Here is a 25150-nt window from a genome sequence, read left to right as displayed (position 1 = left end):
CTCCATGGAGTACCCAGTTGGCCATTGTCTGCCGGGAAAGGTCTATACCCAAACCTTTAAACTGCTGCTCCTGGCGGTAGAGGGGTAACCCCGCCCCGTATTTCTGGGTCATAATGTAGGCCATGAGGGAGGGAGATACCGGGCTTCCGGGAAGTACAGGAGCCAGAATAGGTGCCGTGATAACGGGAGTGGTTATCTCTTCCCTCTCGCAGCGGCGGCAGGAATAAACGTAGCGCACATGTTTAACCACTTTCACCTGGGCCGGGATGACCTTAAGTTCCTGCCGCACCTCGGTGCTCATCTCATGCAAAGGGCCGCCGCAGCACGGGCAGACCCGATCTTCTTCCGACAGGCGGTGCTCTATTATTTCTAACGGCAGGTTATCCAGCACTAACTCCCGGCGGGTGCGTTCTTTGCGGCGCTGGTAGGTAATCGTCTCTAAAGCCGGTTCCGCTGCATCCGGCCGGGCTTCCACTTCCGCCTCATTAAAAAGCAAAAGCTGCTGTTCTAAAGGCTCGGTCCGTTCGCTGGAAACACCGAATTGCCGTTTCTTGCTTAAACGGAATTGCTCCATAAACCAATTTAACTTGGCGGTCAATTCAGCATTCTCTCGTTCCAACTGAACGCAGCGTTCTTGTAGCTCTTCTATGGTCATGGCAGCGATAGATTGAGAAAAGTTCATGCTTTAATGATTCGACGAAACGCGCTAAATTCCTCTAAAATCAACCACGAACTGAAAATATTTCTTTCTGGCTATTTATATTACAAGATGATGCGCGCTTTTACCTCGGGATGGGCCTTTGGCTGTTTGATGGGGAGGCCGTCAAGCAGCCAGCGCAGTTCCCGGCGGCTTATGGTGATGGTTGCCGAAGTGGTATCATGCGGCCATAGGAATTTGCCCTTCTCCAGCCGGCGGTAATAAAGCCAGAAACCGTTATGCTCCCAGTGGAGGATTTTTAGTTTATCCCGTTGGCGGTTGCAGAAAACGAAAAGGCAGGAAGAGAAGGGGTCCAGTTCGAACCCTTCCTTGACCAGCACCGCCAGGCCGTCAATGGACTTGCGCAAGTCAGTGGTGCCGCAGGCGAGATAAACCCGGTCGATATCTAATTCGTTTAGCATAAAGCCACAAGCGCCTTAATCACCTGAGAAAGCAGGGCGGGATCAAAGCCGGGCTTTACTTCGATGCTGGCCGGTCCTACATTGACCAGTAAAGCATGGCCCTGTTCTATAGATACCTGCTCGGTTATTTTTACCGGCAACCACCGGTTTGAGTTTCCCGGGGAAACCACATCCTGGTTCTTATACTTCTGCAGCCAGTACCATAATTGTTTAGGGTTAACGTCTTCATGGGTAGCGCACCATTCTCTGACGCTTTGTCCGCTCTTCTTGTATTCGGCTATCCGGGTTTCCCATAGTGCTTGCCGTTCGGCTTTGGTCATAAGAAAAAATCTCCTCAGCGTATAGTTTTCTGAGAAGGATTATCCCCTAAACCTGGGTATGATGCCAAGGTGGGTTGTATTTGACGCTTACACCTTCTCCGGGGCCATCACAACGTAGTCCGGCCCGCCGTCAGGCCAGAAGGAAGCGGCTCTGGCCGCAGATTTAGGAAGGCGGATCTCGTGCATGGTGGTGTCCACGACCGCCGTGGTGGCTGAGCTGTCAAGGGTGGTAGGAGTATCGGAAGCAGTTATACCATACTGCCAGGTAGCTGCCTCAGCAGGCCCGGCCCGGAGGAAAAAGTAAAGCCCGGCCAGGGTTAAGAAAAGGAATATTTTTCGTGCCGTTAGCAACACCCCCTCAACCAAAAGAAAAACCCCGGCACCGCCGGGGTTCACGCTATATACTGAAGCTGGCCTGGCAGGTTGTCCATCACACCTATCTCCAGCATTACGCTGGAAGAAGTCGTCGCCGTAGCTCCATTCAGGCCCCGTAGGTACTGAATAACCGGCGGCGTCGGGTCCACTACCACCAGGAACTCCTGCGGTGAAGAAGTAACACCATAAGTGTCCTTCACCTGCACTCGAAGCCTGGCGACTCCCGAAGACTTGACCAAGTAGACGGTTTTTTCAGCATCGTAAGACTCCCAATCTCCCCATATGCCCGTACCGGGATCAAACCGCACGTAGGTCGCCCCCGGGAAGTTGAGGTTGAGTGTGGGAGCATCGCTGAAAGTGAATAGAGCGGGTTTGCCATTCCACGTGCCCGAAGAACCGCCCACTATGGTAACCGCACCTACCGGTGGATTCGGGTTATACCCTATCTCCGCAGCCGCTAAGGCCACGTTCTGGGCCTGATCGCAGATTTGAGCGTAGACTTTCTTTATACCTGGGCTGGTATTGCCGCCATAGGCAGAGGCGGTTATGTCCCACGCTTTCGTCTGGGCAAAGGGTTCCCAAGGTGACCAGAGGTTGCCGTCGTTGCTGAAGCGCATCTGCATCTGGGAAGTGGTGGAAGCGTTATCCTGGACGCTCAGGGTAAGGGTGACGGTACCCGAAGTAGTAGATTCGGCCCCGCCGTTTATTGTTAATGCCACGCTCGGAGGCAGCATGTCTTCGGCCAGGGCGATGGTATCTGTGAGTACCTTTTGGTTGCCCACGGCGTCAGTTATGCGGACGTAGACGACCTTGGTGTCCGCGCCTAAAGGAACCGTCCAGTCAAAAGTGTTGGAGTAGCTGGAAATGCCGGTACCCCCGTCGGCGTTCTTAGTCGCCGTGTACTTCTCGGTGTAAGAGACGCCGTCGTTGGACAGCTCCACTTTCCAAATACCGGAGCCAGAATCGGAAGCGCTGATCGATACCTTAATGTTCTGGTCGTAAGTCTTCTCCAGTCCTTCCTTCGAGACGGCAGTCGCCGCACCCGTTGGCTGCTGGGTATCGGTGGCGTTCGGCATGGTCACGGCTTTGAAAGCAGAACTGGCATTAAAGCTGGTCTCCATCCATTGGTTGTAGGCTGTAATCCGGAAGTAAAACTTCGGATCATTGTCGTATGATGTGCCGACCGTACTCCGGTAGAGCCGCAGAGCCGTGTCCTCGAAGTCGAGGCCGGAGCCATCCCAGCGAAAAGGGTCAGTCGAAACGGTGTTGTTCTCTGGGAGGTCGCCAGAGTGCGGAAACACCTTTGCTATGTGACTGTCCCAGGAGGTAACGTTGCCCAAATCTTTTGTGCGATAGGTGCTACCATCGAAGATGTGAAGTTTGTAGCCGGCAGCGTTAACGACTGGGTTCCAATTTATAGTAACCCAGGAGCGACCTCGCTGTTGATCCCAAGACTTTATTCCTGATTTTCCACTTATTGAAGGATCTAATAACGCAGGGAAAGGGCCAATTGGTGAGAGATACTTAACCTGCCAGCCTTGTTGGGGCCAGAAAAAATTATACTTTAACCTAAAATAAAGTGTGTTAGATGTTGGGGTTATGTTAATTTTACTACCATTGACCGACGTTCCAATATCAACCCAAGTAGCACCGCCGTCGTAACTACATTGCAACAAACCGTATCCTAATGCTCTCCCATCCCAAGTTGCATTGACAACAAACTGGCCAGTCGCACCATTTGGTGCAGGCGTCAAAGAAAGCGGTCTAGACCCAAAGTTATACCGTGCTATCCTGCCATTGCCGCAGGCTAACCATAAATTACCATTGGCATCACAAACAATTTTTTTGATATCATAATCTCCAGTATAGGGTTGCCCAATAAAATCCCAACCGCTTCCATTGTATCTTCTCAGTTCGGTATAACGGCCACCTACCCAAATTGCACCGTCAGGACCCACGCATAAACTATATGCCTGATAATAATAAGACAGTGATTTAGACTCCCAACTTGATCCGTTCCAGCGAAATACTTTATTACTGCAAGCTACCCAAATCGAACCATCCGGCGCCGCACACATAGAGTAAATATCCCAACCACTTGGAACGGAACCTAACGACTGCCAACCAGAACCTGTCCAACGAACAACATATGGCCCCCTGGCAACATAGACCTTACCATCAGAACCTGTAACGATTAACTTGATACCACCAGATGATATTGGAACTCCCTTATCTTCAAATGTATTTCCGTTCCATCGATACACACGACCGTCGCTTTCAATAGTCCAAACCGAACCATCAGGTGCAACTGTTAGAGCATCAGTACTATAATATGTTCCACCCGGCGCACCTACACTCACCCAAGACGATCCTGACCAATATTTCAAGTACTGCCCAGCAGCCCAAACAGTCCCATTTGGAGTAACCGCTACATGATGTAAAGTAGAATCCCCTTTATCTTCAAAACTCCCTGCCGTAGCCACTCCCACAAAACACAAAAACATAATAGTCGTAATCAACATACTTTAAAAAATTCTTTTCACAAAGCATCACTCCCCAGACTTAACTTAACTTATCACGACAATTCTCCACCCTAATGCGGTGCGGTAAAAAGTTACGATTACCTGTACGTCTTTTTCACCCATCCGGTATCCGGCCTCAGCCAACATAACCTTATCTCCGCTACCCAGCGGCATAAGCACCAGATCTCTTATTTGCTCTATAATCCGGCCTTTACCCAGCACCTCCGCGCTAGCCAAATGCTTCCTCAACGCTGGCCCCGCCAGCCACCGAGCTGCCTCTCTATATCGCCCCGCGGCCAGGTCTTCCAGGTATCCCTTTAAAACCGCCTCAGCCTCACGCATGTCTCCCTTCCCTGGGCGGTCCATGTGGTATCCTTCTATGCGAGGGGCAGTCTCTTTGAGGGAGTAAACCTTCCATATCCCTCCCTCTCGGACAAACTCCAGCTCGTACCACCCCACGTCAACCGTCCCGTCGGCAAGGGTCAACTCCACCGTAGCTTTCACCCTGGCCCAACCGTGCCCCAGGGCCTGGACAGAAGTAGATATCTCGTCTATCCAGGCGGCAAGGTTTTTGCCTTCCAGCTTCCCGGCGGCCTCCGCCGCCCTGCCCGTAGATACAGCCTTTGCCCCTTCAATGTCCCCGGAAGCCAAGGCGTGGAGGTACGTTTCGGCCACATGGGTAACTTCTTGCTCAGGAGTAAAAATGATAAACCACGCTATCAAAGCTATCAGTGCGAGCAAGCCCATGCACACGGTCATGCATACCATGTTGTAATTTACTGAACCCCTGCTGTTACAAAAACCCCGCCATATACGTCACACCTACGGACCGCCCCCTTTGAGCAAAAAATATATTCCTGCAGCAAGGATGTACCCGAAGAAAGCCAAAAAACATATACCAGCTCAGCGTACACATCCCCGGCATCTTCAACCTCTTCAACTTCTACTTCCTTACGACAATCCTGGCCGCCGCCCACCTGGAAGTCTCGGCATCAGACCCCATCACGCCTTTGGCCCTGCCAGTAACAACAGCGACCACGCCGGGTGTCTCCAGAGAAGTGTTCCTTGCCCCCATGCCTCCGGGAACAACATCGTAACTGTCGACCCCAAAGCTCATCGGGAACTCCGAACCTTCCAATTCCTGCACTGTTAGGCCCGCGCTGTTGAAGATGTATTTTTTTCCTGCCGGGGCATAAGTGTCGTCGCCGTTGTATACCAGCAGAACGTAAGAAGGAACTGCGGCCATGCCAGAGCCGGCCAGGGGAATCATCGTGACCGGGTCCAATCCGAGATTCTGGGCCAGAATAGACACGAAAACCTGGTCAGCCCTGTCCGGGTCTATCCTGGGATCGCCTTCGGCCTGGCTCCTCTCCACCACGCAGGAGGCCGCCCGGGCCGCTTCGGCCACCGCATATTCTAAGTCAGCGTCCACCTGGGTAATAAACCTGGAATACTGGGCCGTGCCGGCTATCAGGAACATGAGCAGGGGAAGAAATATCACCAGGAAAAGGCTTACAAAACCCCTCTCGTCACGGGCTAACCCTCTCACTGAAGGTCCTCCCCCCTACTTTTAACTGCACGTCCTGCGGCGGCGAACCGTTTATAAGCAGGCTCATGATGAACGGCTTCTGGTCAAAACTGCAAGTAACCCGCAAGGTTATTTCCGATGCCGTAAGGTCCAGGTTGTTGCGGAGCACCCGGGCATCCCCCGCAGATTCGCGCGGCCCCTCCTCTATGGAATTCACGGTTAACCCTACACCCTTAAAAGCGCTGATCATGGCCGCCTCGTCCGCGGCCGTGAGGTACCCTTCCAGCCGCATACGGTCAAGGTAATAATTCAGGATTTGCTCGGCTCTAAGATGTTTCATCTGTACCAGGTAAAGGTCCAAACTCCCGAAAATGAGAAAACACAATAGACTAAAAACGATTAGCAGCTCCAGGATAAGGAATCCCCGCGTGTCCTTTTAAAAGCCGGAGCCCATGATGTCCGTGACGGCGCCCACTGCCTTCTGGTAGAGAGAGCGCACCTCCGGCATCAGGATCGACAGGACAGAGGCGACTATTGTGGCCATTGCCGCCGCCACAATAAGCACTTCCCCCAGGCTGTAGCCTTCTTCCCCTTGCAAGCAGTTTTTGAGCCTTTTGAGCCACATAGAAGCACCTCCCTTAAAGAACAAATTTGCCCTTCGGGCGACTTAAAGAGTAGGCAGTAATGTTTACTCTTTTTTGCCGCTATAAACCATACCTCCTGGACAATAAGGGCATTCCAGGACAGGCATTTCGGGAAAGTCCAAGCCAGCCATTTCAGCCATTTCATCCACAATAAAAGCCGGCACTGGCTCTTCATACCCACATTCCCGACAGCGATAATTGTAGTGCGGTTCCTCCTGGTCCTCCGGGGGAAACTCCCATTCCGGAAACAGGTCCGGTAGGTCGTCCCCTTTGTTGTTTCTCTTCTTTTTCTTTTTCAATGTAGTTCACCCCGTCCTTCTCCCAGTCCCATATGGTTCCATATTTGTAATGCCATATCTTCCAAAGCTCCATCTCTCGCCCACAACCTGGGCATTTTAATGGGTTCTTCCCAAACGCTTCTTGCAACCGTTCTTTCCAGCTTTTTGGCTTGCTTCTTTGTGGCCTTTTTATGGCTTTTACTTTGCGGTTCACCCAGTTCCATAAACCAACAATTTTTTGCGCCAGTTTGTTTAGATCTCGCCGGTACAACCCATATCGTCTTACCATCTTAAAGTGCTTCTTCGGTATATGGTAGGTTAAGCGTCCGATAAACTCTAAAACTCCCAGCTCTTCTTCTTTTCGTTCGTGTGTCTGGTGGTCTTCATACCAGAAACGTACTCGCTCTCCGTCGTAATCCAAAATACGATACTCCGCTATCGCCGGTCGGGCCAGATATCTCCCTATATATCTGGCTGCCCCCCTCGCACTTTCCATCCGCCGCTCTGCGTATACGTAAAAACCTTTCTGATACCGTCTATACAGCTTATTTATTAGATTCTTCACTTTTATACTTTCCGGGTATTTCTGCCTCAGCCAGTCTAGCAACACCTTCTGCCATCCTCTTCTCAAATACTCGTACGGTATAAATCCTACTTCTTTCCACACTTTATTTTTGTCCAGCGCCCCTTCTGTTACCAGGACATGTACATGAGGGTTGAACTTTAAATCCCTCCCAAATGTGTGCACAACAGCTATTATCCCTACTTCGTACCCTTTTTTCCTGGCTTTTCCCGGTACCAATACTGGATTACTTCTGCTGCATTATCGCTAAGGTCCTTTAACCAATCTCTATTACGGTAAAATATCACCCGCAGTTCTTCCGGGATACTGAAGACCATGTGCCTATGTCCTACATCAATTATCCGCTCGGCTTGTTTCTCAACCCACTTTTCAATGTAGACCTTTCCACATCTGTTACAGAATCTGCTTTTGCAGGTAAATGCTACTTTCTTTTTCTCTTTCCCGTTGCAATTCATGCAAATATATTCAGTATAACCATACTTTGGGTCCCCACATCTAATTGCCTTTTCCACTGCCTCGATGACGCTATCTCTCATGTCTTTGGGAATTTTTTCTCCATGCACTTGGAGAAAATGATCCCAATGATCTTTAAGGATATCTACTATTTTAATTGGCCGTTTCTTGTCATGCCCCGCCAGCTCTTCCATATTTCCACCTTAGTACCCTGAGTTATCCACAACAACATAATAGCATAATTTCCTAAAGAATAAAAAACCGGCCTGCAACCGGATTGCTTTCTACAATTGCTGCCGTACCAATAATTTTTGGTAAATATCCTTGACTAAGATGACCCAATAGAGGATAATCTTTAGTAGAAGGGAAACAAAAATAACTAGAGTGACCTTGTGGAGCCCCACCAATCGGGGTTCATCTACCACCCTTGAAGCTGCGGCAACAGCCTCAAGGGTTTTAAATTACTTCCGCAACATGGTGATAGCCACCATGAGGGTCAGAAGAGATAGCAGAGTTCCGATAATCAGTTTCCAGGCTCCATAGGAGTTTTTGGCAATCTAACCGTAAATACTGTTATTATCTCATCATCACGTGAATTAAAGGAAATAGTTCCACCGCATTCCCTCACCAAATTTTTAACAATAAATAAACCCATCCCCGTTCCTTCCTGTCCCTTGGTTGTAAATCCCGGTTCAAAAATCCTTTCTCGGATCTCAGGTGCAATAGTACCCGGGTTTGTTATTTCAAAAATAAACCACTCATCTTCCTGATCGATTCTTATCTTAATCCAGTTATCTTTATAAAAGCTCGTCTCGTAAATAGCATTATCAAGCAAATTGCCAAGAATACTTACCAGCTTCTCTGGAGGGATAGACAATTCAGCCAAAGTAGTATTTATGTCTAGAGACGCCTGTAAATAACTCAGACTTGCCAGTTTGCTGCTAATAAGGGCGGCAACTTCTGGCCTTTTTAAGGAAACAAGTTTTTCTATTTGAATTAGATCTTTCGATAGACCTTTGATATAATCGGCAGCATCATTATCCATCTTCAATTGAATAAGTCCCAAGATTACCTGTAAATGGTTTACAAAATCATGATGTTTAGACCTCAAGGTGGTAATTAATTTTTCGGCTTCCTCTAACCTTACCATTACCTTCTCGGCTTCACTTTCCCTTTCAACCAGTCTAAGCATCTCCCGGACTATCCATAAACTCGAAATCATCACGCCAAAGATGGTAAACAAAACAATAATAATGGGTATTTTAAAACTCGTAAAAACATAGTTGTAAGCTAGCAAAATGAATAAAAAAAGCTGTAGCAAAAGAAGGTCTACAAATAGTAGCCATCTTTTATTCATTATTAAATTATCTCCTGCTTACCTGTTTTTCGAGAGGGTTGGTGAACGTAAACTCAAATACACTATTAACAATTAACATTACAAATAGAAAAACATTCTCTGTATGCCCTAGTAATACATGTAACCAAGGGTTGCTTAAGATATCCATTACACTTAATTGGAGAAACTGTATTATAAGTATGGAGATACCTCCACCAAGCATTCCCAGGCTCGAGCTAACCAGAGCGACCCCCAATGCAGTCCCCCAATCCACTTTACCAATCATTCTTACCAAAAAGGCAAAGATTAAAGTAAGAATAATAGTATGAGTACCAAGGGGAATATGGTAATGACCATATATTCCCCGAACTATCCATACCGCAACCCCATAAGTAATTCCGAGGGTTGTAAAGGTCTTTAAATTGCTTCTATGACCAAATAAACGTAAACCAGTCACGGACATTAGGAATGCATTTACGATATGTAAAAAAAGTAGGACTCGAAAGTCCTCCAAAATAGTTCACCCTCCCTAAAAGAGGCTCTTAATATTTTAGATTATACTTTTACCTTAGAGCTACTTCGTCCACAATATTTACTTAAGTAACTTGTCTGGTACTTCAGGCTGGTAGGACCACGGGCCGGTAGCAGCAGCGACATTAGCAAAAGCCAATAAACTGAGCAACGCTGCCGCTAAAATTACTAAAACCCTCTTCACGATTATCCCCCTCCTTCCTTTTAGCCTAAAAGGCTAACAACATGCCAATAACAAGAACACCTCACAAAGGCGCAAATCATACAGCGAAACCATCTTTTCGCATTCAGAACTAAAAACTGGTTTAGCCTATTAGACTATGTAACTGTATTTCCTAAATGTGTCGGCAGTGTACTTATCACTCAGTAAATATCCCCAATCTTTCTATAAAATGTTTAAGCAAGGTATCCACCTTTCCTACTACCCTGTAGCTAAATGGCAAAAGGGTGAACAATTGCCATGACATACCCAAACAACTCGACAATACTATCTTTTTATCGTTAATCCCTGTAGTATAACTCAGTTCCCAAAGACTTGCAATACACCAAATAGTTAACAAGGAAAAAGAAATAATTCTTAGGTACTTTCTTTGTATTTGTGAGGAAATCGGTTTTCCTGGAGTTTCTGCTGGAACGTATGTATAGATGATATAAATTCCAAAAAGGGTAATGATTATAATTATATTTCCAGCTACTGAACCAGCAAAGGAACACATTTTTGTGACGAGCCCAATTACTAGAAAAACGCCCACTCCGATTAAATTACATCTTAACGGAGAAGAAGCATGGGCACCGCCAGAAAAAATCCTAAATACAGAAGCAGTAATAGCTGCTGCTAAGGCGTGTGGGAGTATACCCAACAATGAAGCGAGAATTATTAAGGCGACATAACCGGAAGCGCTTGTGAAAAATAAGCGCATTCCAAACAAAATTACCTCAGCATCTCGTCCGGACTCATTAGCTAAATAAAATGCCGCTCTGTCTAAAAACTTATTGTTACTCATAGTAAAAGTTAATTCGCCATAAATTACCTAATTCCTGCCTTTTTCTTTAAAAAATTTAAAAACATAAAGCGCGGCCAATACCGCGCCAGCAGGGAAACTTTTAAGAAAACTATTTGGTTTTTGCGGGTATCATGAAGTTGTATGTATATGAGCAGGCTTCTCGATCCTGGAAACATAGGAGCGAGAGATGCCCATTTTGCGGGCTATATCCCGTTGGGTACGCCGCAGGCCATGGAAAAGGCCGAAACGCATGACCAAGACTTTTTTCTCCCGCGGCGTTAAAACATTCACTTTTTGCATAACCCGTTGCCGTTCGTAAGAAGTTTCCACCATTTCCGCTACATCCTGGTCGGACCCAAGGATGTCAATCAAAGCAATTTCATTTCCTTCCTTATCCGTCCCGATGGGGTCATAAAGGGAAACTTCGCCGCGGGTCTTTTTCATGGCGCGCAGGTGCATGAGAATCTCATTTTCAATACAGCGGGCGGCATAAGTAGCCAGCTTGGTACCTTTATTCATGTTGTAAGTATTAATCGCTTTGATGAGGCCAACGGTACCAATGGAAATCAGGTCGTCGTTATCCTCACCGGTATTCTCAAATTTTTTCGTTATGTGGGCTACCAGGCGCAAATTATGCTCAATTAAAATATTGCGGGCCTTCTGGTCCCCCTGCTGCCAGAGTTCCAGGTACTTTTGCTCTTCTTCCTCACTCAATGGCTGGGGAAAGGCGTTATTGGTAATGTAGGACAGGAGAAGGCTAATGCCCTTTAAAACAGAAAGGGCAACCAACGCAATAAAGCCGGCTTCCATACTCCATACCTCCCGGGCAGGATAGCGTTACCCTTTATATACTATGGAAGCGCGGCTTAATAAGTGCTTGTCCAGGTAATATATTTCCTGGCGATTACTATTCCTGCTTATAGCCAAGGCGGCGCGATATCTCCTCGCCGGCCCAGCGTACAAGCTGGCCCAACTCAGGTACACGCTCCGGCGTAACGTGAACAGTGGGGCCGGAAATACTAAGGGCGGCTACAACCTGCCCACGGTAATCAAAAATGGGCGCGCCGACGCAGCGAATCCCTTCTTCATTTTCGCCATCATCGATAGCGTAACCGCGTTGCCGAACCTGTTCCAGCTCCCCATGCAAGGCTGGCAAAGTAGTAATTGTCCGGGGCGTAAATCGGGGCAAATCCCTGCTGGCAATTATCTTTTCTACTTCTTCTGGCGGCAGGAAGGCCAGTATGGCCTTACCTACCGCCGTCGAATGGAGGGCTACCCGGCGGCCAATCTGAGAGTACATGCGGATGGTACGGTTGCCTTCAACCTTATCAACATAAACGGCTTCCGGACCATCCCTCACAACCATATGGGCCACTTCCTGGCTCCTGGCTGCCAGTTCCTTCAGGTACGGGTGGGCAATGGTCCGAACATCGAGGCGGTCCAGCAGGCTACCGCTTAGATCCAGGATTTTTAAACCTAGAATGTATTTTCCCGTTACCGGTTCCTGGTCAACATAACCATAAGCTTTCAAGGTAGTCAGCATGCGATAAACGGTACTTTTATTAAGGCCCAGCCGGCGGCTGAGGTCGCTCAAGCCCACACCTTCAGCGGCTGCTGCGAGTGCTTCTAATATTTTGAGACCCTTCTCCAGGGACTGGACGTGACCTTCATTTTGAGGCAAAGAAATTCACTCCAGAAACAAAGCTTTTCTATAATATTGTAGCACCATTTTGCGGCGGAGAGAATCCATCTTGTTCTGCGAGAAATTTTATCTTATACTTTTCTTAAAGTAGTTGCTAAATGGCAAAATTGACATCAATATCCTTATTGCTATTTTCTTCTTGTCCCGACACAAATTACATGATACAATTTATCTGATAACAAACATCTGTTCTGGAGGGATTAGTGTTGGAAGATCTGCTCAAGCAAATTTTAACCGAACTTCATACTTTGAACAACCGCCTTGAGAATTTGGAGCAAGGGCAGGAAGCCTTGCAGCAAGGCCAAGAACAGATCAACTCCAGGTTGACTGTCCTGGAGAAAGGCCAGGAACAAACCAACTCCAGGTTAACTGCCCTGGAGAACGGCCAGGAACAGATCAACTCCAGGTTGACTGCCCTGGAGAACGGCCAGGAACAGACTAACTCCAGGCTGGCCGTGCTGGAAAAAGGTATGGATAAGATTGAGAAAATTACCAGGGGTATCAGAAAAGAGTTGCGTTATGGGGTATGGGAGGATATCAAAAAGCTTGATAAGCGGCTGACCGGACAGGAAGAAGAGATTGTTATGTTGAAGCGGCTAAAATAAGGCATTAAAAACGGGGCTGCCCCAATATTTTGCGGACAGCCCTTTATTTACTTATTTGATGCAGTACCCTGGTTAGAGCCCGCATTCCATTTCCTTTGAGGAAGGGAAAATAATTTTTGCTGATCTGCGAGAAAAATCTAATCAAAAGAATATCTTTTTTTCATTTTATCAATAGCTTCCCATAACCCGTTCAGATAGGCGATTCCCAGAGCCCTGTCATACAGGCCGTAACCAGGTCTACCTATTTCTCCCCAGATCATCCTGCCGTGGTCCGGCCTGATATATCCCTTGAAATCAATGTCATAATATGCCTTCATAATCTCAAACATATCCATAGAACCGTCAGAAGATAAATGGGAAGACTCGTCAAAGTTGCGGGGTGAATGGATCTTGATATTCCTTACATGACCGAAATGTATCCTTCCTTTAGCCCCGAAATAGCGTATAAGTGCCGGAATATCGTTGTCCGGATTTGCCCCGAGACTGCCGCTACACAGCGTAATGCCGTTGTAAGGGCTGTCTACAAGGTTCATGATCTTCTCTAAGGTTTCTTTGGATTTTACAATCCTGGGCAGGCCAAATATGGACCACGGCGGATCATCGGGATGAATGGCCATTTTTATATCGACCTCTTCAGCCACAGGGATAATTGCTCTTAAAAAATACCCCAGGTTTTCTAAAAGCTTTTCCTCATCCACATTCTTATATTGTTCAAACAAAACCTTTAATGTTTTCAGCCTTTCAGGCTCCCAGCCAGGAAGTTCAAAGCCGTTGGAGTTAGCTTCCACCTCTTCCACTATCCTGTCGGGGTCCACCTTCTGTACCTTTTCCTCTTCGTAGGACAGAGCAGTGGAGCCGTCCGGCAGGACCTTCGCCAAATCTGACCGCGTCCAGTCAAATACTGGCATAAAGTTGTAGCACACGACCTTAATACCGAATTTCGCCAGATTTCTCAAGGTTTGCATGTAGTTCTCAATATAACGGTCCCTGCTGGGAAGCCCAAGCTTGATATCCTCATGGACATTAACGCTTTCTATGACCTCTAATTCCAGTCCCGCATTTTCTACTGTATCCTTTAATTTTCTTATTTTTTCAACAGGCCATACTTCACCCACAGGTACATCGTAAATGGCACTTACAATTCCTGGCTTTCCCGGTATCTGCCTGATTTTTTCCAGAGAAATACTATCATAACCTTCTCCGAACCATCTGAATGTCATTTTCATATCTCTCACGTCCTCTCTCAAATATGCTACTTTTACAGCTTCGCAACGTGACCTTTGTATCTTTTGAGTTGTCACCCTAAATACTTTTGTAATATATTCCTTACAGCATTAGGTCCGGACACCATTTCCTTGAAATAACCCTCGATTTTTTCTCCCAACCCTACATCATAAAGGTTTAAACCGAAAATGTTTTCATTTGCCAGAATAGGCTTCAAGCTATCTCCTACAGTTCCCGTATCACCCAGCTTAACTCCTGAAAGGTGCGACTTCAGTACATTTAGCATAGGGTCAGGGCTCAGCGGCATTACTTGTCCCTTATCATCCAGGCCCAAAAGATACCTGCACCAACCCGCAATTGTCAGGGGGATATAGGTAAGGCTTGTCGGATCCAGATCCTCCCTATCGCGATAGGCTTTGATGGTTTCACCGAATCTTATACCAATCTTTTGCGAGGTATCTGTAACTATTCTTTGAGGTGTATCAGGTATAAAGGGATTGGGCAACCTTTGTTCTATGACTTCTCGTATAAAAGCCTCGGGACTTAATATACCCGGATTTATAACAACAGGGAGACCTTCTTCATACCCTATCTTCTCTACCAGCTTCTTTAATTGGCTGTCCTTCATTTCGTCCGCTATAAGATTATATCCCAGCAGGCATCCAAATACCGCCAGCGCAGTATGCAGAGGATTCAGGCATGTGCAGACCTTCATTTTTTCGGCCCTATCTACCGTCTGCCTATCGGTAAACAGCACCCCCGCTAATTCAAGAGGCAGGCGCCCATTGGGGAAGTTATCCTCAATAACCAGGTACTGGGGTCCCTCGGCATTAACGAAAGGTGCAATATAGGTATTTTTCTTTGTACAGATGATTTCCATGCCTTCGAAACCTGTTGAAAGCAATGAGGCCTTAACAGCCTCAGAAGGTCTGGGAACAATCTTGTCAATCATGGTCCAGGGAAAGCTTACTTTGCTTTCATCGTTGATATATGCTAAAAAACCGCTGTCTACCAACCCATTTTCCACCCATTTTTTGGCAATTGTTTCAATAGATTCATGAAGCTTTTCCCCGTTATGGGCATAGTTATCCATACTAACAAAAGCAATGGGCAGTTCACCGCTTTTGTATCTGGTATAAGCCAACGAAGCAACTTTAGATATGATATGCCCGGGTTTCCCGGGTCCGTTCTGCATATCCTCCAGTACATTTTTATAGTATTCTCCAGAAATATTCTTCAGGCTATATCCTTTTTCCGTTATGGTAAAACTGACCATCTGCAGGGAAGGCTTTGTAAAAAATTCCTTTAACCGTTCCCAGTCACGTTCTCGTGAAACATCTCCGACCATCCCTTCGCTTATACTTCCAACTACTTTTTTGTCCAGGGTTCCGTCTGGGTACATGATCACGAACAAACTCAAGTTGTCATACGGGATATAAATCTTATCTATGATTTCGAAATCGAATGCTTCTACTGCAACAATTCCCGTTTGAGCCTTTCCCATATTCAGAAGCCTTTGCTGCAGCATGGCAATAAATCCTCTAAATATATTACCGGCCCCAAAGTGTAGCCATACCGGGTTTTCCCTGGTATGCGCCGCTACTTTGTCGTAATCGAATTCCGGCAGTTCAATTCCTGCATCTTGCCAGGCTTTCTTATTTTTTATTCCCTCTCGGCTCAAGTTAGGCAACTTCGTTTATCCCTCCTGAACATACCTTAAGCTCTAATTGTTATTCCTCTATTCTTTGGTATTTTGAGCCAGAAATTTGCTGTTATCTGTTCCGTAGCTAAACATTGTTAACTATTTCGCCCGACAAAATTCCAGAAATTATTGCTGAAAAGATCCTCTATGTCCCTTTTTATTTCTTCTTCAGTAACCCGCCAACCGTTTTCTAAAAGAAGCTGGTATTTTTTAGTCAGGACACCGGCTATAATTTTCCTGAAATGCACCCATTTATAGATTAGATGTTCCAATACACGAGCGTCTGAGTGCTGGGGAATAAAAGACAGTCCAAGGGTGTCCAACCGCATGCTGGTAATCTCTTTAACCATATCAGGATTATTTAAAAACCACCAGCAACCAAATACCATTAGATTCCTGAATTTCCTGGCAGTCACGACAAGCTCGTGCTGGTTTTCTTTAGAAAGCATAGTTACTAAAAACTTATTTTCAGGATAAGTCCTGCACAGGTATTCAATGGACCTAATATCCGCTTTGCCCAAGGAATCCGCTGCCAGGCCCAGGTAAGGATTTACCGATCTCTTTACCCCGATCATCAAAGCCAGGGGTATTTTTACTTCCTTGCAGATTGGGAGAACGCATAATTCAAGTATTCTCGAGCAGTAGGAATCCTCTGGAACCGTAAAATCCGGTGGTAAGGAAACCGCCATATAGACAGCATTAATTTTTTTAACCCAATCTTTCAGGTAACGTTTAATTTCGCTTATCGTATTCTCATCCAGGCACCTGTCTACCCGGTAACCCAACTTGATTAATTCCTTGTAATTTTTTTCATAGTCATTTAGCAGCGGATCAAGCCTTAAAGCGGCTTTAAATCTGGGATCCTTATTACCAACCTTTTCCCACCACTGTCTTTCAGTAGAATCGAAAGGGTCGTTGGTCATGATTACTTCTTTTACTCCGGCCAATGCAAAAATCCTGTTCACATATTCCATCACGGGAATTATACTGATTTGCTCCCTGAAGACCCGCAAATCTCTTTTGTTTACATCCAGCCCCAGTTCCTTCAAGACCGTCAATACGCCCCGCTGGGCCTCGCTTACGGGCGAGTGTTTTATAAATAAGGTTTGATAAATCAGTTCAGCCTGCTGCATTTTGGACAGGCTAAAGAACTTTTCATAATCCATCGTGGCATAGCGAAAAAACTCCGCAATTAAATAGTGATACGTTAACAGCTCATCTATACCATATAAGAACATATCTCCAAAACCGGGAGGATAAAGATGGGTATGGATGTCTGTTACTTGAACCCGCTCAACTTCCTTTGTAATTACCATTGTTAAATTATCTTGATTGATAACTGCCATTTTCTTTTCCTCCATCTAACCTGTTATTCCCCTGGTAAACTAGCTCATATACAATCCCCCGTTAACATCTATTGTTGCTCCGGTAATATAATCGGCATAATCGGAAGCCAAAAACATAGCAGCCCCAACTATATCTTCTGGAGCTCCTGCACGCTTCAACAAAATTTCTGACGCCATTTTTTCAAACGCCTGGGGTGGTGTAATTTCAGGGTTATGAAATGGTGTGCGGATTAAACCGGGTGCAATAGCATTGACCACTATATTATACTCCGCCAGTTCCCGTGCCAGAGAGCGGTACCGTAGTGATCGACAGACGTTGAGACAAAATCGGCTGATTTTATAAGAGGACCATATTTTGTATATAGACATTCATATCGCCACGCGATCTATTTTGGGGTCAGTCAGGCTATCCGGCAAGGGCGGGACTTCACTATGGTTTACCAATCGCCTCTTGACTGTCAACCTGACTGGCCCGTCGTCCCTCGGTTAGTCGCGGCGCTAAGGGCTAATGTAAGCCTTCACCTCAGACTTACCATTCTCTGAACCCATTCTTTTGGGTAATATATGCTCTGTACTGACCGGGAAACGAAAATCTAACGTCAAATGCGGCCTCTCGGTGTTGTAGAAGTGAATATAGCTTTCTATATCCCTTTTAGCTTCCTTAAAGACGCTACATTCCTTGAGCCATACGGTTTCTTCTTTCAGGTTCCGAAACCGTCTCTCAATGTGCCCGTTGGCATCTATAACGCTAATCTTATAGAATATTATAGCCTTCTGTGTGAAGATGGCTTACCAAGGTCTTATTACTAATCTCCGGTCTTAGCGGGTCTTTTTGAAGGATATCAACTTTAATTGCCAGCTCACCGATCTTGGCCTGGGCCTCCATGAGTTTCGTTCGAGTTCTCTTCATGGTTGGAAGGCCCCTTCTGTAAGGCCGCCATTCCACCCTTATTGAAAGGCATACAACCACTTATAGAACAGCGACTGAAATACCTGGTGTTTATAGCAAATGGCGGCAATATTGGCTTCAGGAGCAAAGCCGGCCATTACACTTCCTAGCTTTTCCTCTATCGTCCTGCGCTTCTTCGGCACGGTATAAACCTCCTCTGCTCACTTCCCATTTCTACTATACCGTTTGTTAGATCCTCTATGGAGTCAGCATACATGATTGTCGAGGTTGCAATTGTATTTAAGGAAGTAACTACTAGTACCATCCATACCTAAGTATTGCTCCATTCAACGCCAAGATGTTTTCGACCTTACAATACTCTGTCAGTCCATTGGAGCTTGCAATAATGTATCCTCCCCCCTTGCCAACCCTTTCTATCTTCTCCTTGGTCTCCAAAACCGTTTCCTCCGGGGTACCATCGGGTAATGTATAATGCAGGTCAATATTACCTATCAGGCATATTTTGTCGCCATATTCCTCCTTCACCTTAAAAATGTCTACTGCACCATGCTCCAAATTCGCAAGTGCATTAATGTTTAGTGTTAGTAGATCGGGCAACAAGAGTAAGGGATTACCGTCTGTATGATAAATCTTCGGTAAGGCTATATGATCAGCTACCTTCTTCTCGTGAGGAAGCATGTACTTTCTAAATTGCTCCGGGGAAAACATTGGGCCCCATTTAAAGGCAATGTCTTCTGAAATCCAGATAGCGTCGAATCCCATCTCGTTAACGTGAGTGATTACTTTAATACACCACTCGCCATATATCTCCATGCTTTCGAGTATAAATTCGGGATCATCATATAAGGCGTAGCAGAAATTATCGTAGCCCATACTGTTGTACGTATTGCTTACTCCCAACCGAACTGCAGCGATTGCAGCCAGATCCCTTTGACGAGCAAAGGCCAGTAATTCGCTCGCACTAGCGTAGAACTCAGGCTTATCGGGGTCAGGAAGAAATTCCTTCAAGGCTTTAAGATCGTCTTTGCTCTTAAGTAAAGGCTCTTTTACTTGTAGTACATCTCCATGACGCTCCATAGTTGCGAAAATAGGGGGCAGGAAATCATAAACTATTGCGTCAAGGCAAAGAATAGGGTATACATCCGGCGAAATGCACCAACCTGGAGGTAGGTTTGTCCTTCGACCAACAATTCTATCAGCCAGACTTTGATGAATATAGCCTTCTAACCATGGTACTCGATCAGGCTGCCCCCTATGCAGCGCTGTTAGAAAGCGCTCCCTAGATGACATCTGCTGTTTCATTACTGTAATACCTCCTCCTTAATCCCTTGAAACTGCCCTTTATAAACTTTCAATGCTCTTTAAGATAGCCTCAGCATCGCTATTTAGGCTTTCAATTCTCTTTACATCCATCAGCCAATAAACATAGTGTGGGTAAAGATCTAAGAACAGCTCTTTGGTGAGTTTGTCCCTGTACGAAGACAACTGAACCAAGGACTCCCTAGCAATTTCTACATTGCTCTTATTTCGCGTTGAAATCGCTTTCTTGACTAAGAAGCATGTGCGAGTACAATGATTGAAGCCTTCTATATAGAGCTCAAAAAGTTCTAATATAGTTTTTATCTCTTTTGCAAACTCATCAGGTAGTCCCAGGCTTTCCACATCAAAACTTGCTCGAAGACTTCTAACTTCTGCTAGCGCCTTTTCTTTTTCCCGAAAGATAATTTCAATGTTCTCTTCTGTAGGCTCCACTAACTTTGATGCTCCAAAGTTCCAATCGTCTTGCTGATGAAAATCCAACATCATTGTGAAGGCAGTATCAACTCTATCTGGGAATTGGCAACACTCATGAAAGACATGGCCCCGCACATATATACCTTTTTCAATTATTTCCCATGAAAGCCTAATAAGATCTCGGAGTTTCTTATAAGCCTCCACACCACTAGGAACTACAGGCTTTTGTAATGTGGACGTGGGTTTTAGGGGGGACAGTAGACCATAGTTGGTCCATTTACGATAAATTTCATCTAGTTCTTCATCGATGTTTTTTGCCAATATTGCTCCACCGATTAGATTTACTAAGGTAAAGCTATTAAAATTGCTTGCCTCGTTAATTACCTCCCAATCGGTACGGAACATAACACCTCTGGCACCTTTTTCCCAACAATGCTTCATTCTCTGTTTCATATCTTCTACTACGCTTACAGGAAAGAAACCCAAACCATAAAACTGTCCCCATGTATCAAATTCAATCCACTGTGGATGATTTCCCACAGTGCCTATAACTGGGTTGTCCGGAAACGTAGGATAAAAGTCATGAGGAGTATTTTTTAAGGCGATACAAATTTCCTCACTGCATCTGGTGGCAGCCTTCACCGCTAAACTCTGTTGGTCGGCCCTGTAGGCGAAGTCTCGTATTACCAGTGTCTTCCCTTTCTTTGAAAGCGGACGATACATTGATTCAATCAACTTGAAATACCAATCTTCCGGATTGTAATTCCGGCACCTTTCGCACTTACATCTGTTCGCCGATATAGACACTAAGCTTTCCCGGCTTGCTGGACTTACAATTATCCCAGCAATCTCCGGAACCACCTCTAGTAGTTCACTAACTTTAGCCTCCATAAATTCCCACCAGAACGGATGCGTTGCACATACTGATCCGTCCGGTTTCCTCAATTCCGGTACCAATTCTAAGATACCTTCAGGGTACCAGATCTCCTTGACTTCCGCGAAAAAGTTAATTCCAATCTGCCGTGCTCTCTTGATCACGGTGTTTATATAGTACCTATTATTGCTAATTTTGGCATCTCTTGTGGGCCACCGTTCCCACATTATACCCTGGGAAAAGTACCCTTGCGGATATACCAGCTGGTCAATCAGATCGTTTTGGTGAAATACTAGCGCATTCATCCCCATCTCGCGCATGAAATCTAGTACCCTCTCCACGTACTGTAACTGCCACATCATGGGCCCGTGGATTTCCAAAGCTCTTACTTCAAACCCTCTCATAACTCACTCGAACCTCCCATAAATAACTCTCCCACCCAACGGTATTTATAATATTTTCACGCGTTATAGACTTGGTTTGATGCACCCTGGGCCCTGCCCAAACATAACTCTGCTAGCTACTATGAGCCATTACAAGCCCTGCAACTACCGCTAGGAATCTGTGTTTCGCAAGGGCCTTGCACCGTCCACGACCCAGGGTGCATGTGTCGCACTCATTCCGAGGTATTCAGGAGTTATGGAGCAATGTAACTAATCACACTTGTTTACCCGCTACTTCTTTTCAGATTTAAACTCCTGTTTAAGCTGCTCCAGAATGCCTGTTTCCTCTAAGACTCTTTTGTACTCTTCCTGTTCGGCGACCCACTTCTTCTTGAAGTCGTCTGGTCCCAAGTAGTCAATCTGCATGCCAATTTTACTCATCTCTTCCTTCGTACTCGGATCAATTATCATATCCTTAAAGGCCCGAACCAGCACATCTTTTACATCTTGAGACAGACCGAGCGGAGCGCCGACTCCTTGCCAGACCACGCTAACGATGTTGTAACCCGCCTCCTTGAACGTAGGAACGTCTTTAAATACAGGGTCATACTCGATTCGCTTATCACTAAATACCCCTAAGGCTCTTAGCCTTCCCGCTTGCACATGCTGCTTGCAGTCGGCCGGCGCCAACACTGCAGCATGTATGTGCCCCCCCAGCAGGGCCGGGATAATTTCCCCCGCCCCGGACATAGGTACAGCTTCTATCCGGGTCCCGACATCCTTAGCAAGTTTTTGCAATTCCCAATGCGTACTACTGCCTCTAGCACCCGTACCGTACTTTATCTCACCTGGGTGTTCCTTCGCGTACTTGGCAAAATCCTCAATACTCTTCCACGGTAAATCAGGCCTTACCACTAAGACAAACGGGGCAGAAGCAACCTGTGCTATCGGTTCTAGAGCGGTTACAAAATTATATTTTAGCTCCTGAGTTACTGGGAACTGGACCAGTCCGTTATTCGCTGTACCAACTGTGTACCCATCAGGTTTAGACTCTACAATTTCATTCAAGCCTGGGATGGTACTTCCGCCGGGCTTGTTAACTATTACCAAAGGGTGTCCTAAGTACTTTTGTGCAACCTTTTCGAGCGCTCGGGCTGTTAAATCCGAACTTCCACCAGGAGGATAGGGTACGATAAAGGTTATCGGCTTAGTGGGAAATTTTGCTTCCGCGCTTTTACCAGACGCGCATCCACCTAATAAAGTCGCCGCACTCACAACGATAGCTAGCATTGCAGCAATAACCTGCTTCTTCATTCTCACTTAGCTCAGCCTCCCATTGTAAGCAAATTTTAGCCTTATGGGCATTTATTTGGAGCAAATTAGGCATCACACCTCTGCAATAGGTCAATGTCACCAGCCCACACTTACCCTCATATATCCATCCCCCCCAGTACCTTTTTCGCTTCGGTTTCATTGGGTTTTGTCATTAGCTTAACGTCACAGTGTCGGCAGGGTTTGTAGTGCTATTCTCCCTAGACGACCTGATTCGACGGATTGCCCATACTACTATACGTACTAGACATATTAAGATAGCGATGATAATCATCGTGCCCGCAAATGGGCGAGTGAAAATAAGCATGAAGTTGCCATTGAACATAACCATACTCTGGACTAAGCATCGCTCTACTAATGGCCCCAGGAATAATCCCACTGTGACCGGCGCCGCATCGTAATTCGCCAGCTTCATTAAGTAGCCTAGTATACCGAATATTACGAGTAACCACAGGTCGAAAATACTGTTATTCAACGCGAAGGCCCCCACATAAGTAACTACAGTTATAATAGCCATGAGGAACTCAGCCCTAACTTTCAGCATGGAAGCCCACAATGGTATAAGCGGCAAATTAAAAATGAGTAGCAAGACATTAGCTACGTACATACTCCCTATGAGACCCCAAAATACGTCTGGATGTAGCTTCATCATTAGGGGACCAGGTGTAACGCCGTGGATCATAAGAGCACTCAGCAGCAAGGCAAATGCAGGGGAAAAAGGTATGCCGAGTGCAAGTGCAGGCACTAGCTGTGCGTATATACCAGCATTATTGGCAGTTTCTGGGCCCGCAACGCCCTCGATAGCACCCTTTCCAAACTCGTCTTTATACTTGCTGACCTTCTTCTCTACAACATAAGATGCAAGGGTCGCAAGAAATGTAGAAGGCCCTGGAATAAGGCTTATCAAGAATCCCAACACTGAGCCCCGAAAGATGGACCCCTTTGAACGCTTCAGCTCCTGCCGGTTTGGATACACTTCGCGAAACTTGACTTTGGCAATCTCTTTTGCTGTCCATCCTTCGCTAACTGTCAACAACACTTCCGCGATGCCAAAAGCACCCATTGCAAACACTATAAAGTCTATACCTCTCTCCAAATCTGTAATACCAAAGGTAAATCGCTTGGCAGCGAATACCGGATCAAACCCTACTGTGCCTAGCATTATTCCTACCATAACCATGAGTCCTGACTTTAAAGGCGAGCCACCTGTGACATTGGCGAGTGTAACTAAGCCTAAAAGCGCCAAAGCAAAATACTCCGGAGATCCAAACCTTACTGCCAAGTCTGCTAATGGTGGTGCAAAAAAGGTTAGAGCAATTATGCCTAAAGTACCCCCGATAAAAGAGCCAATTGCTGCAATACCTAGTGCAGCACCCGCTCGTCCCTTCTTAGCCATAGCATGGCCTTCCATGCAAGTAATTAGAGACGTGGGTTCACCAGGTATATTAAGGAGGATGGAGGTAGTTGAACCACCGTACTGAGAACCATAGTAGATACCTCCAACCAGAATTACAGCCGTAAGAGGATCCATACCATATGATAGAGGCAACAAAAGGGCTATGGTGCCGGAAATCCCAATACCAGGCAATACTCCGGCTAATGTTCCCAGCAATACCCCTACGGTGGCTGCTAGTATGTTGACAGGAGTGAGAGAATGGAGAAGACCTTGAAGAAGCATCTCAAAGATTGTCATACTCTCTGCCTACCTTTAACTTAGCATCTTTTACGGCAACATTACTCGTAATAAGTATTGGAAAATAGAGTAAAACCCAACACTCACGCCTATTGCCACTATTATAGGTAATCTCCAACCTTTTCCGCCTGCTACTTTAATTAGGTATAAAGTGGCTAAAAATGTTGCTGTCAGAAAGCCTACAGTCTTAAGAAGCACCACGTAAATAACTAACCCAATGGAGTACAGGAAGATCTTATTTATTTGATAACGTGTTAAAAGAATTTCTTTTTCTTGTGTTTGTTTACGTTTGTATTGCGCCGCAGTCCCAAATAAATTAATCATTGCTAAAATAGTAGCCATTGTCCCTACTATAGTTGGCATGAACCCGGCCCTCGGGGCGTAAAAGGTTCCAAATGAATACTGTCTGGCAAATACCGTATAACTAGCACTCAGTATTAAAAAAAATATCGCCATGGCCATCTCTATCATATGATTCCTCCCTATCTCAATAATTTGCTTCTAGCTCGTTAAATCCCCTGCTCTCTTAGATTTTCATTTTTTACGATGAAGTCCAAGAGGGCAGACTAAACCTCCATCATCGTCCACAACAAGACGATGGCTTAATCTTAAAGTCTTGGGTAGTACCCTCACCACTTCCTGGCCCTCGGCTACCCTATCATGTCTCCCGGGGTCTTTGCCCTGTTTCATTCCTTCGTTCGGCCTTTTGAGGGCGGGTGGGTTGTGCCAGTACTTCGCAGCAGGGTCTGTGCCCTTATGGGAGGTGATATGGCTTACCCCACCCAAGACTTTTTACCTTGTGTTTGGTTTTTTTAAGCTGCTTGTTGTAATTGGGCGCGGCGATAGTCACCTAATACTTTGTCAGGGTCGTAGTTTTCTTTCTTCCTGGCCAGGCCGTACATTACCCGCAGTAATTTTACGGCTATGGCTATTAAGGCCTGCTTCTTTTTTA

At 46.0% G+C, this 25150-nt stretch carries 28 protein-coding genes and 1 pseudogene; 1 reads left to right on the top strand and 28 read right to left on the bottom strand.

The genetic code is table 11. From position 1 onward, the window contains the following. The 16 genes from MOST_RS04830 to MOST_RS04750 all read right to left on the bottom strand — a co-directional run. On the bottom strand, positions 1-682 hold a 682-nt coding region (locus tag MOST_RS04830; protein WP_211295964.1), incomplete at its 3' end, for an IS66 family transposase zinc-finger binding domain-containing protein. Between the two features lie 80 nt (positions 683-762). Continuing rightward, positions 763-1119, bottom strand: coding sequence for an IS66 family insertion sequence element accessory protein TnpB (gene tnpB / locus MOST_RS04825; RefSeq protein ID WP_054937096.1), 357 nt, complete (start codon positions 1117-1119; stop codon positions 763-765). Then, positions 1113-1439, bottom strand: coding sequence for an IS66 family insertion sequence element accessory protein TnpA (gene tnpA, locus MOST_RS04820; protein ID WP_054937097.1), 327 nt, complete (start codon positions 1437-1439; stop codon positions 1113-1115). The genes tnpB and tnpA overlap by 7 nt, the downstream gene beginning before the upstream one ends. Positions 1440-1526: 87 nt before the next feature. Then, on the bottom strand, positions 1527-1790 hold the full coding sequence (locus MOST_RS04815; RefSeq protein WP_054937098.1) for a hypothetical protein: 264 nt from the start codon (positions 1788-1790) through the stop codon (positions 1527-1529). A 41-nt stretch (positions 1791-1831) separates the two neighbouring features. Continuing rightward, complete coding sequence (locus tag MOST_RS04810; protein WP_153060776.1) at positions 1832-2890, bottom strand: hypothetical protein; 1059 nt, start codon at positions 2888-2890, stop codon at positions 1832-1834. A 1491-nt stretch (positions 2891-4381) separates the two neighbouring features. Further along, complete coding sequence (locus tag MOST_RS04805) at positions 4382-5083, bottom strand: hypothetical protein (RefSeq protein ID WP_153060775.1); 702 nt, start codon at positions 5081-5083, stop codon at positions 4382-4384. A gap of 196 nt (positions 5084-5279) precedes the next feature. Further along, complete coding sequence (locus MOST_RS04800) at positions 5280-5885, bottom strand: hypothetical protein (RefSeq protein ID WP_054937101.1); 606 nt, start codon at positions 5883-5885, stop codon at positions 5280-5282. Continuing rightward, positions 5866-6225: a hypothetical protein gene (locus MOST_RS04795; protein WP_054937102.1), complete on the bottom strand. Its 360-nt coding sequence runs from the start codon at positions 6223-6225 to the stop codon at positions 5866-5868. Before MOST_RS04795 ends, MOST_RS04800 begins: the two co-directional genes overlap by 20 nt. Positions 6226-6300: 75 nt before the next feature. Next, positions 6301-6489 (bottom strand): hypothetical protein, encoded by a 189-nt coding sequence (locus tag MOST_RS04790; protein WP_054937103.1) that lies wholly within the window; start codon positions 6487-6489, stop codon positions 6301-6303. A gap of 190 nt (positions 6490-6679) precedes the next feature. Further along, positions 6680-7588 carry an IS91 family transposase gene (locus MOST_RS04785; protein WP_083476675.1) on the bottom strand — a complete coding sequence of 303 codons (909 nt, stop codon included), beginning with the start codon at positions 7586-7588 and terminating at the stop codon, positions 6680-6682. Then, entirely contained in the window at positions 7549-8016 is a 468-nt protein-coding gene (locus tag MOST_RS04780) for an IS91 family transposase (RefSeq protein ID WP_054937105.1), read from the bottom strand. The genes MOST_RS04785 and MOST_RS04780 overlap by 40 nt, the downstream gene beginning before the upstream one ends. Positions 8017-8345: 329 nt before the next feature. Continuing rightward, complete coding sequence (locus tag MOST_RS04775; RefSeq protein WP_054937106.1) at positions 8346-9179, bottom strand: sensor histidine kinase; 834 nt, start codon at positions 9177-9179, stop codon at positions 8346-8348. Positions 9180-9750: 571 nt separating this feature from the next. After that, a complete protein-coding gene (locus tag MOST_RS04765; RefSeq protein ID WP_161952798.1) occupies positions 9751-9873 on the bottom strand; it encodes an AgrD family cyclic lactone autoinducer peptide in 123 nt (40 codons plus the stop codon). A 175-nt stretch (positions 9874-10048) separates the two neighbouring features. After that, entirely contained in the window at positions 10049-10693 is a 645-nt protein-coding gene (locus MOST_RS04760) for an accessory gene regulator ArgB-like protein (protein ID WP_083476677.1), read from the bottom strand. Positions 10694-10822: 129 nt separating this feature from the next. Further along, entirely contained in the window at positions 10823-11503 is a 681-nt protein-coding gene (sigK, locus tag MOST_RS04755; protein ID WP_054937108.1) for an RNA polymerase sporulation sigma factor SigK, read from the bottom strand. Positions 11504-11600: 97 nt separating this feature from the next. Continuing rightward, the gene (locus MOST_RS04750; protein WP_054937109.1) at positions 11601-12374 is read right to left on the bottom strand and encodes an IclR family transcriptional regulator; all 774 of its coding nucleotides are present in this window, start codon (positions 12372-12374) and stop codon (positions 11601-11603) included. Between the two features lie 227 nt (positions 12375-12601). Between MOST_RS04750 and MOST_RS04745 the strand changes: the two genes are divergently transcribed. Next, positions 12602-13000, top strand: a complete 399-nt coding sequence (locus tag MOST_RS04745) for a hypothetical protein (protein WP_054937110.1) — start codon at positions 12602-12604, stop codon at positions 12998-13000. 137 nt (positions 13001-13137) lie between these two features. Here the strand turns inward: MOST_RS04745 and uxuA are convergent, their stop codons facing one another. The 12 genes and pseudogenes from uxuA to MOST_RS17845 form a co-directional block, all read right to left on the bottom strand. Next, positions 13138-14226, bottom strand: a complete 1089-nt coding sequence (uxuA, locus tag MOST_RS04740; protein ID WP_054937111.1) for a mannonate dehydratase — start codon at positions 14224-14226, stop codon at positions 13138-13140. Between the two features lie 71 nt (positions 14227-14297). Then, complete coding sequence (locus tag MOST_RS04735) at positions 14298-15914, bottom strand: mannitol dehydrogenase family protein (protein ID WP_054937112.1); 1617 nt, start codon at positions 15912-15914, stop codon at positions 14298-14300. Positions 15915-16021: 107 nt separating this feature from the next. Continuing rightward, on the bottom strand, positions 16022-17287 hold the full coding sequence (locus MOST_RS04730) for a glucuronate isomerase (RefSeq protein WP_244267080.1): 1266 nt from the start codon (positions 17285-17287) through the stop codon (positions 16022-16024). Between the two features lie 24 nt (positions 17288-17311). Beyond that, positions 17312-17641 (bottom strand): SDR family NAD(P)-dependent oxidoreductase, encoded by a 330-nt coding sequence (locus tag MOST_RS04725; protein WP_277995708.1) that lies wholly within the window; start codon positions 17639-17641, stop codon positions 17312-17314. Positions 17642-17770: 129 nt separating this feature from the next. Then, on the bottom strand, positions 17771-17998 hold the full coding sequence (locus MOST_RS18445) for an integrase core domain-containing protein (RefSeq protein ID WP_422879869.1): 228 nt from the start codon (positions 17996-17998) through the stop codon (positions 17771-17773). 222 nt (positions 17999-18220) lie between these two features. Beyond that, a complete protein-coding gene (locus tag MOST_RS17170) occupies positions 18221-18364 on the bottom strand; it encodes a transposase (protein WP_129588657.1) in 144 nt (47 codons plus the stop codon). Positions 18365-18476: 112 nt separating this feature from the next. Then, positions 18477-19484, bottom strand: a complete 1008-nt coding sequence (locus MOST_RS04715; RefSeq protein WP_054937114.1) for a uroporphyrinogen decarboxylase family protein — start codon at positions 19482-19484, stop codon at positions 18477-18479. A gap of 39 nt (positions 19485-19523) precedes the next feature. Further along, complete coding sequence (locus MOST_RS04710; protein WP_054937115.1) at positions 19524-21194, bottom strand: hypothetical protein; 1671 nt, start codon at positions 21192-21194, stop codon at positions 19524-19526. Between the two features lie 270 nt (positions 21195-21464). After that, a complete protein-coding gene (locus MOST_RS04705) occupies positions 21465-22487 on the bottom strand; it encodes a Bug family tripartite tricarboxylate transporter substrate binding protein (protein WP_244267082.1) in 1023 nt (340 codons plus the stop codon). A gap of 172 nt (positions 22488-22659) precedes the next feature. After that, positions 22660-24198: a tripartite tricarboxylate transporter permease gene (locus tag MOST_RS04700; RefSeq protein ID WP_054937117.1), complete on the bottom strand. Its 1539-nt coding sequence runs from the start codon at positions 24196-24198 to the stop codon at positions 22660-22662. Between the two features lie 30 nt (positions 24199-24228). Continuing rightward, positions 24229-24669, bottom strand: coding sequence for a tripartite tricarboxylate transporter TctB family protein (locus MOST_RS04695; RefSeq protein ID WP_054937118.1), 441 nt, complete (start codon positions 24667-24669; stop codon positions 24229-24231). Positions 24670-25010: 341 nt separating this feature from the next. Beyond that, a pseudogene (locus MOST_RS17845) lies at positions 25011-25150 on the bottom strand (IS110 family transposase); the annotation flags it as partial.

It is taken from the genome of Neomoorella stamsii (assembly GCF_002995805.1).
GTDB classification, from domain to species: Bacteria; Bacillota; DSM-521; order Neomoorellales; family Neomoorellaceae; genus Neomoorella; species Neomoorella stamsii.
The sequence above is the reverse complement of the archived record's forward strand: the minus strand, read 5'-3'. Positions and strand labels throughout refer to the sequence as shown.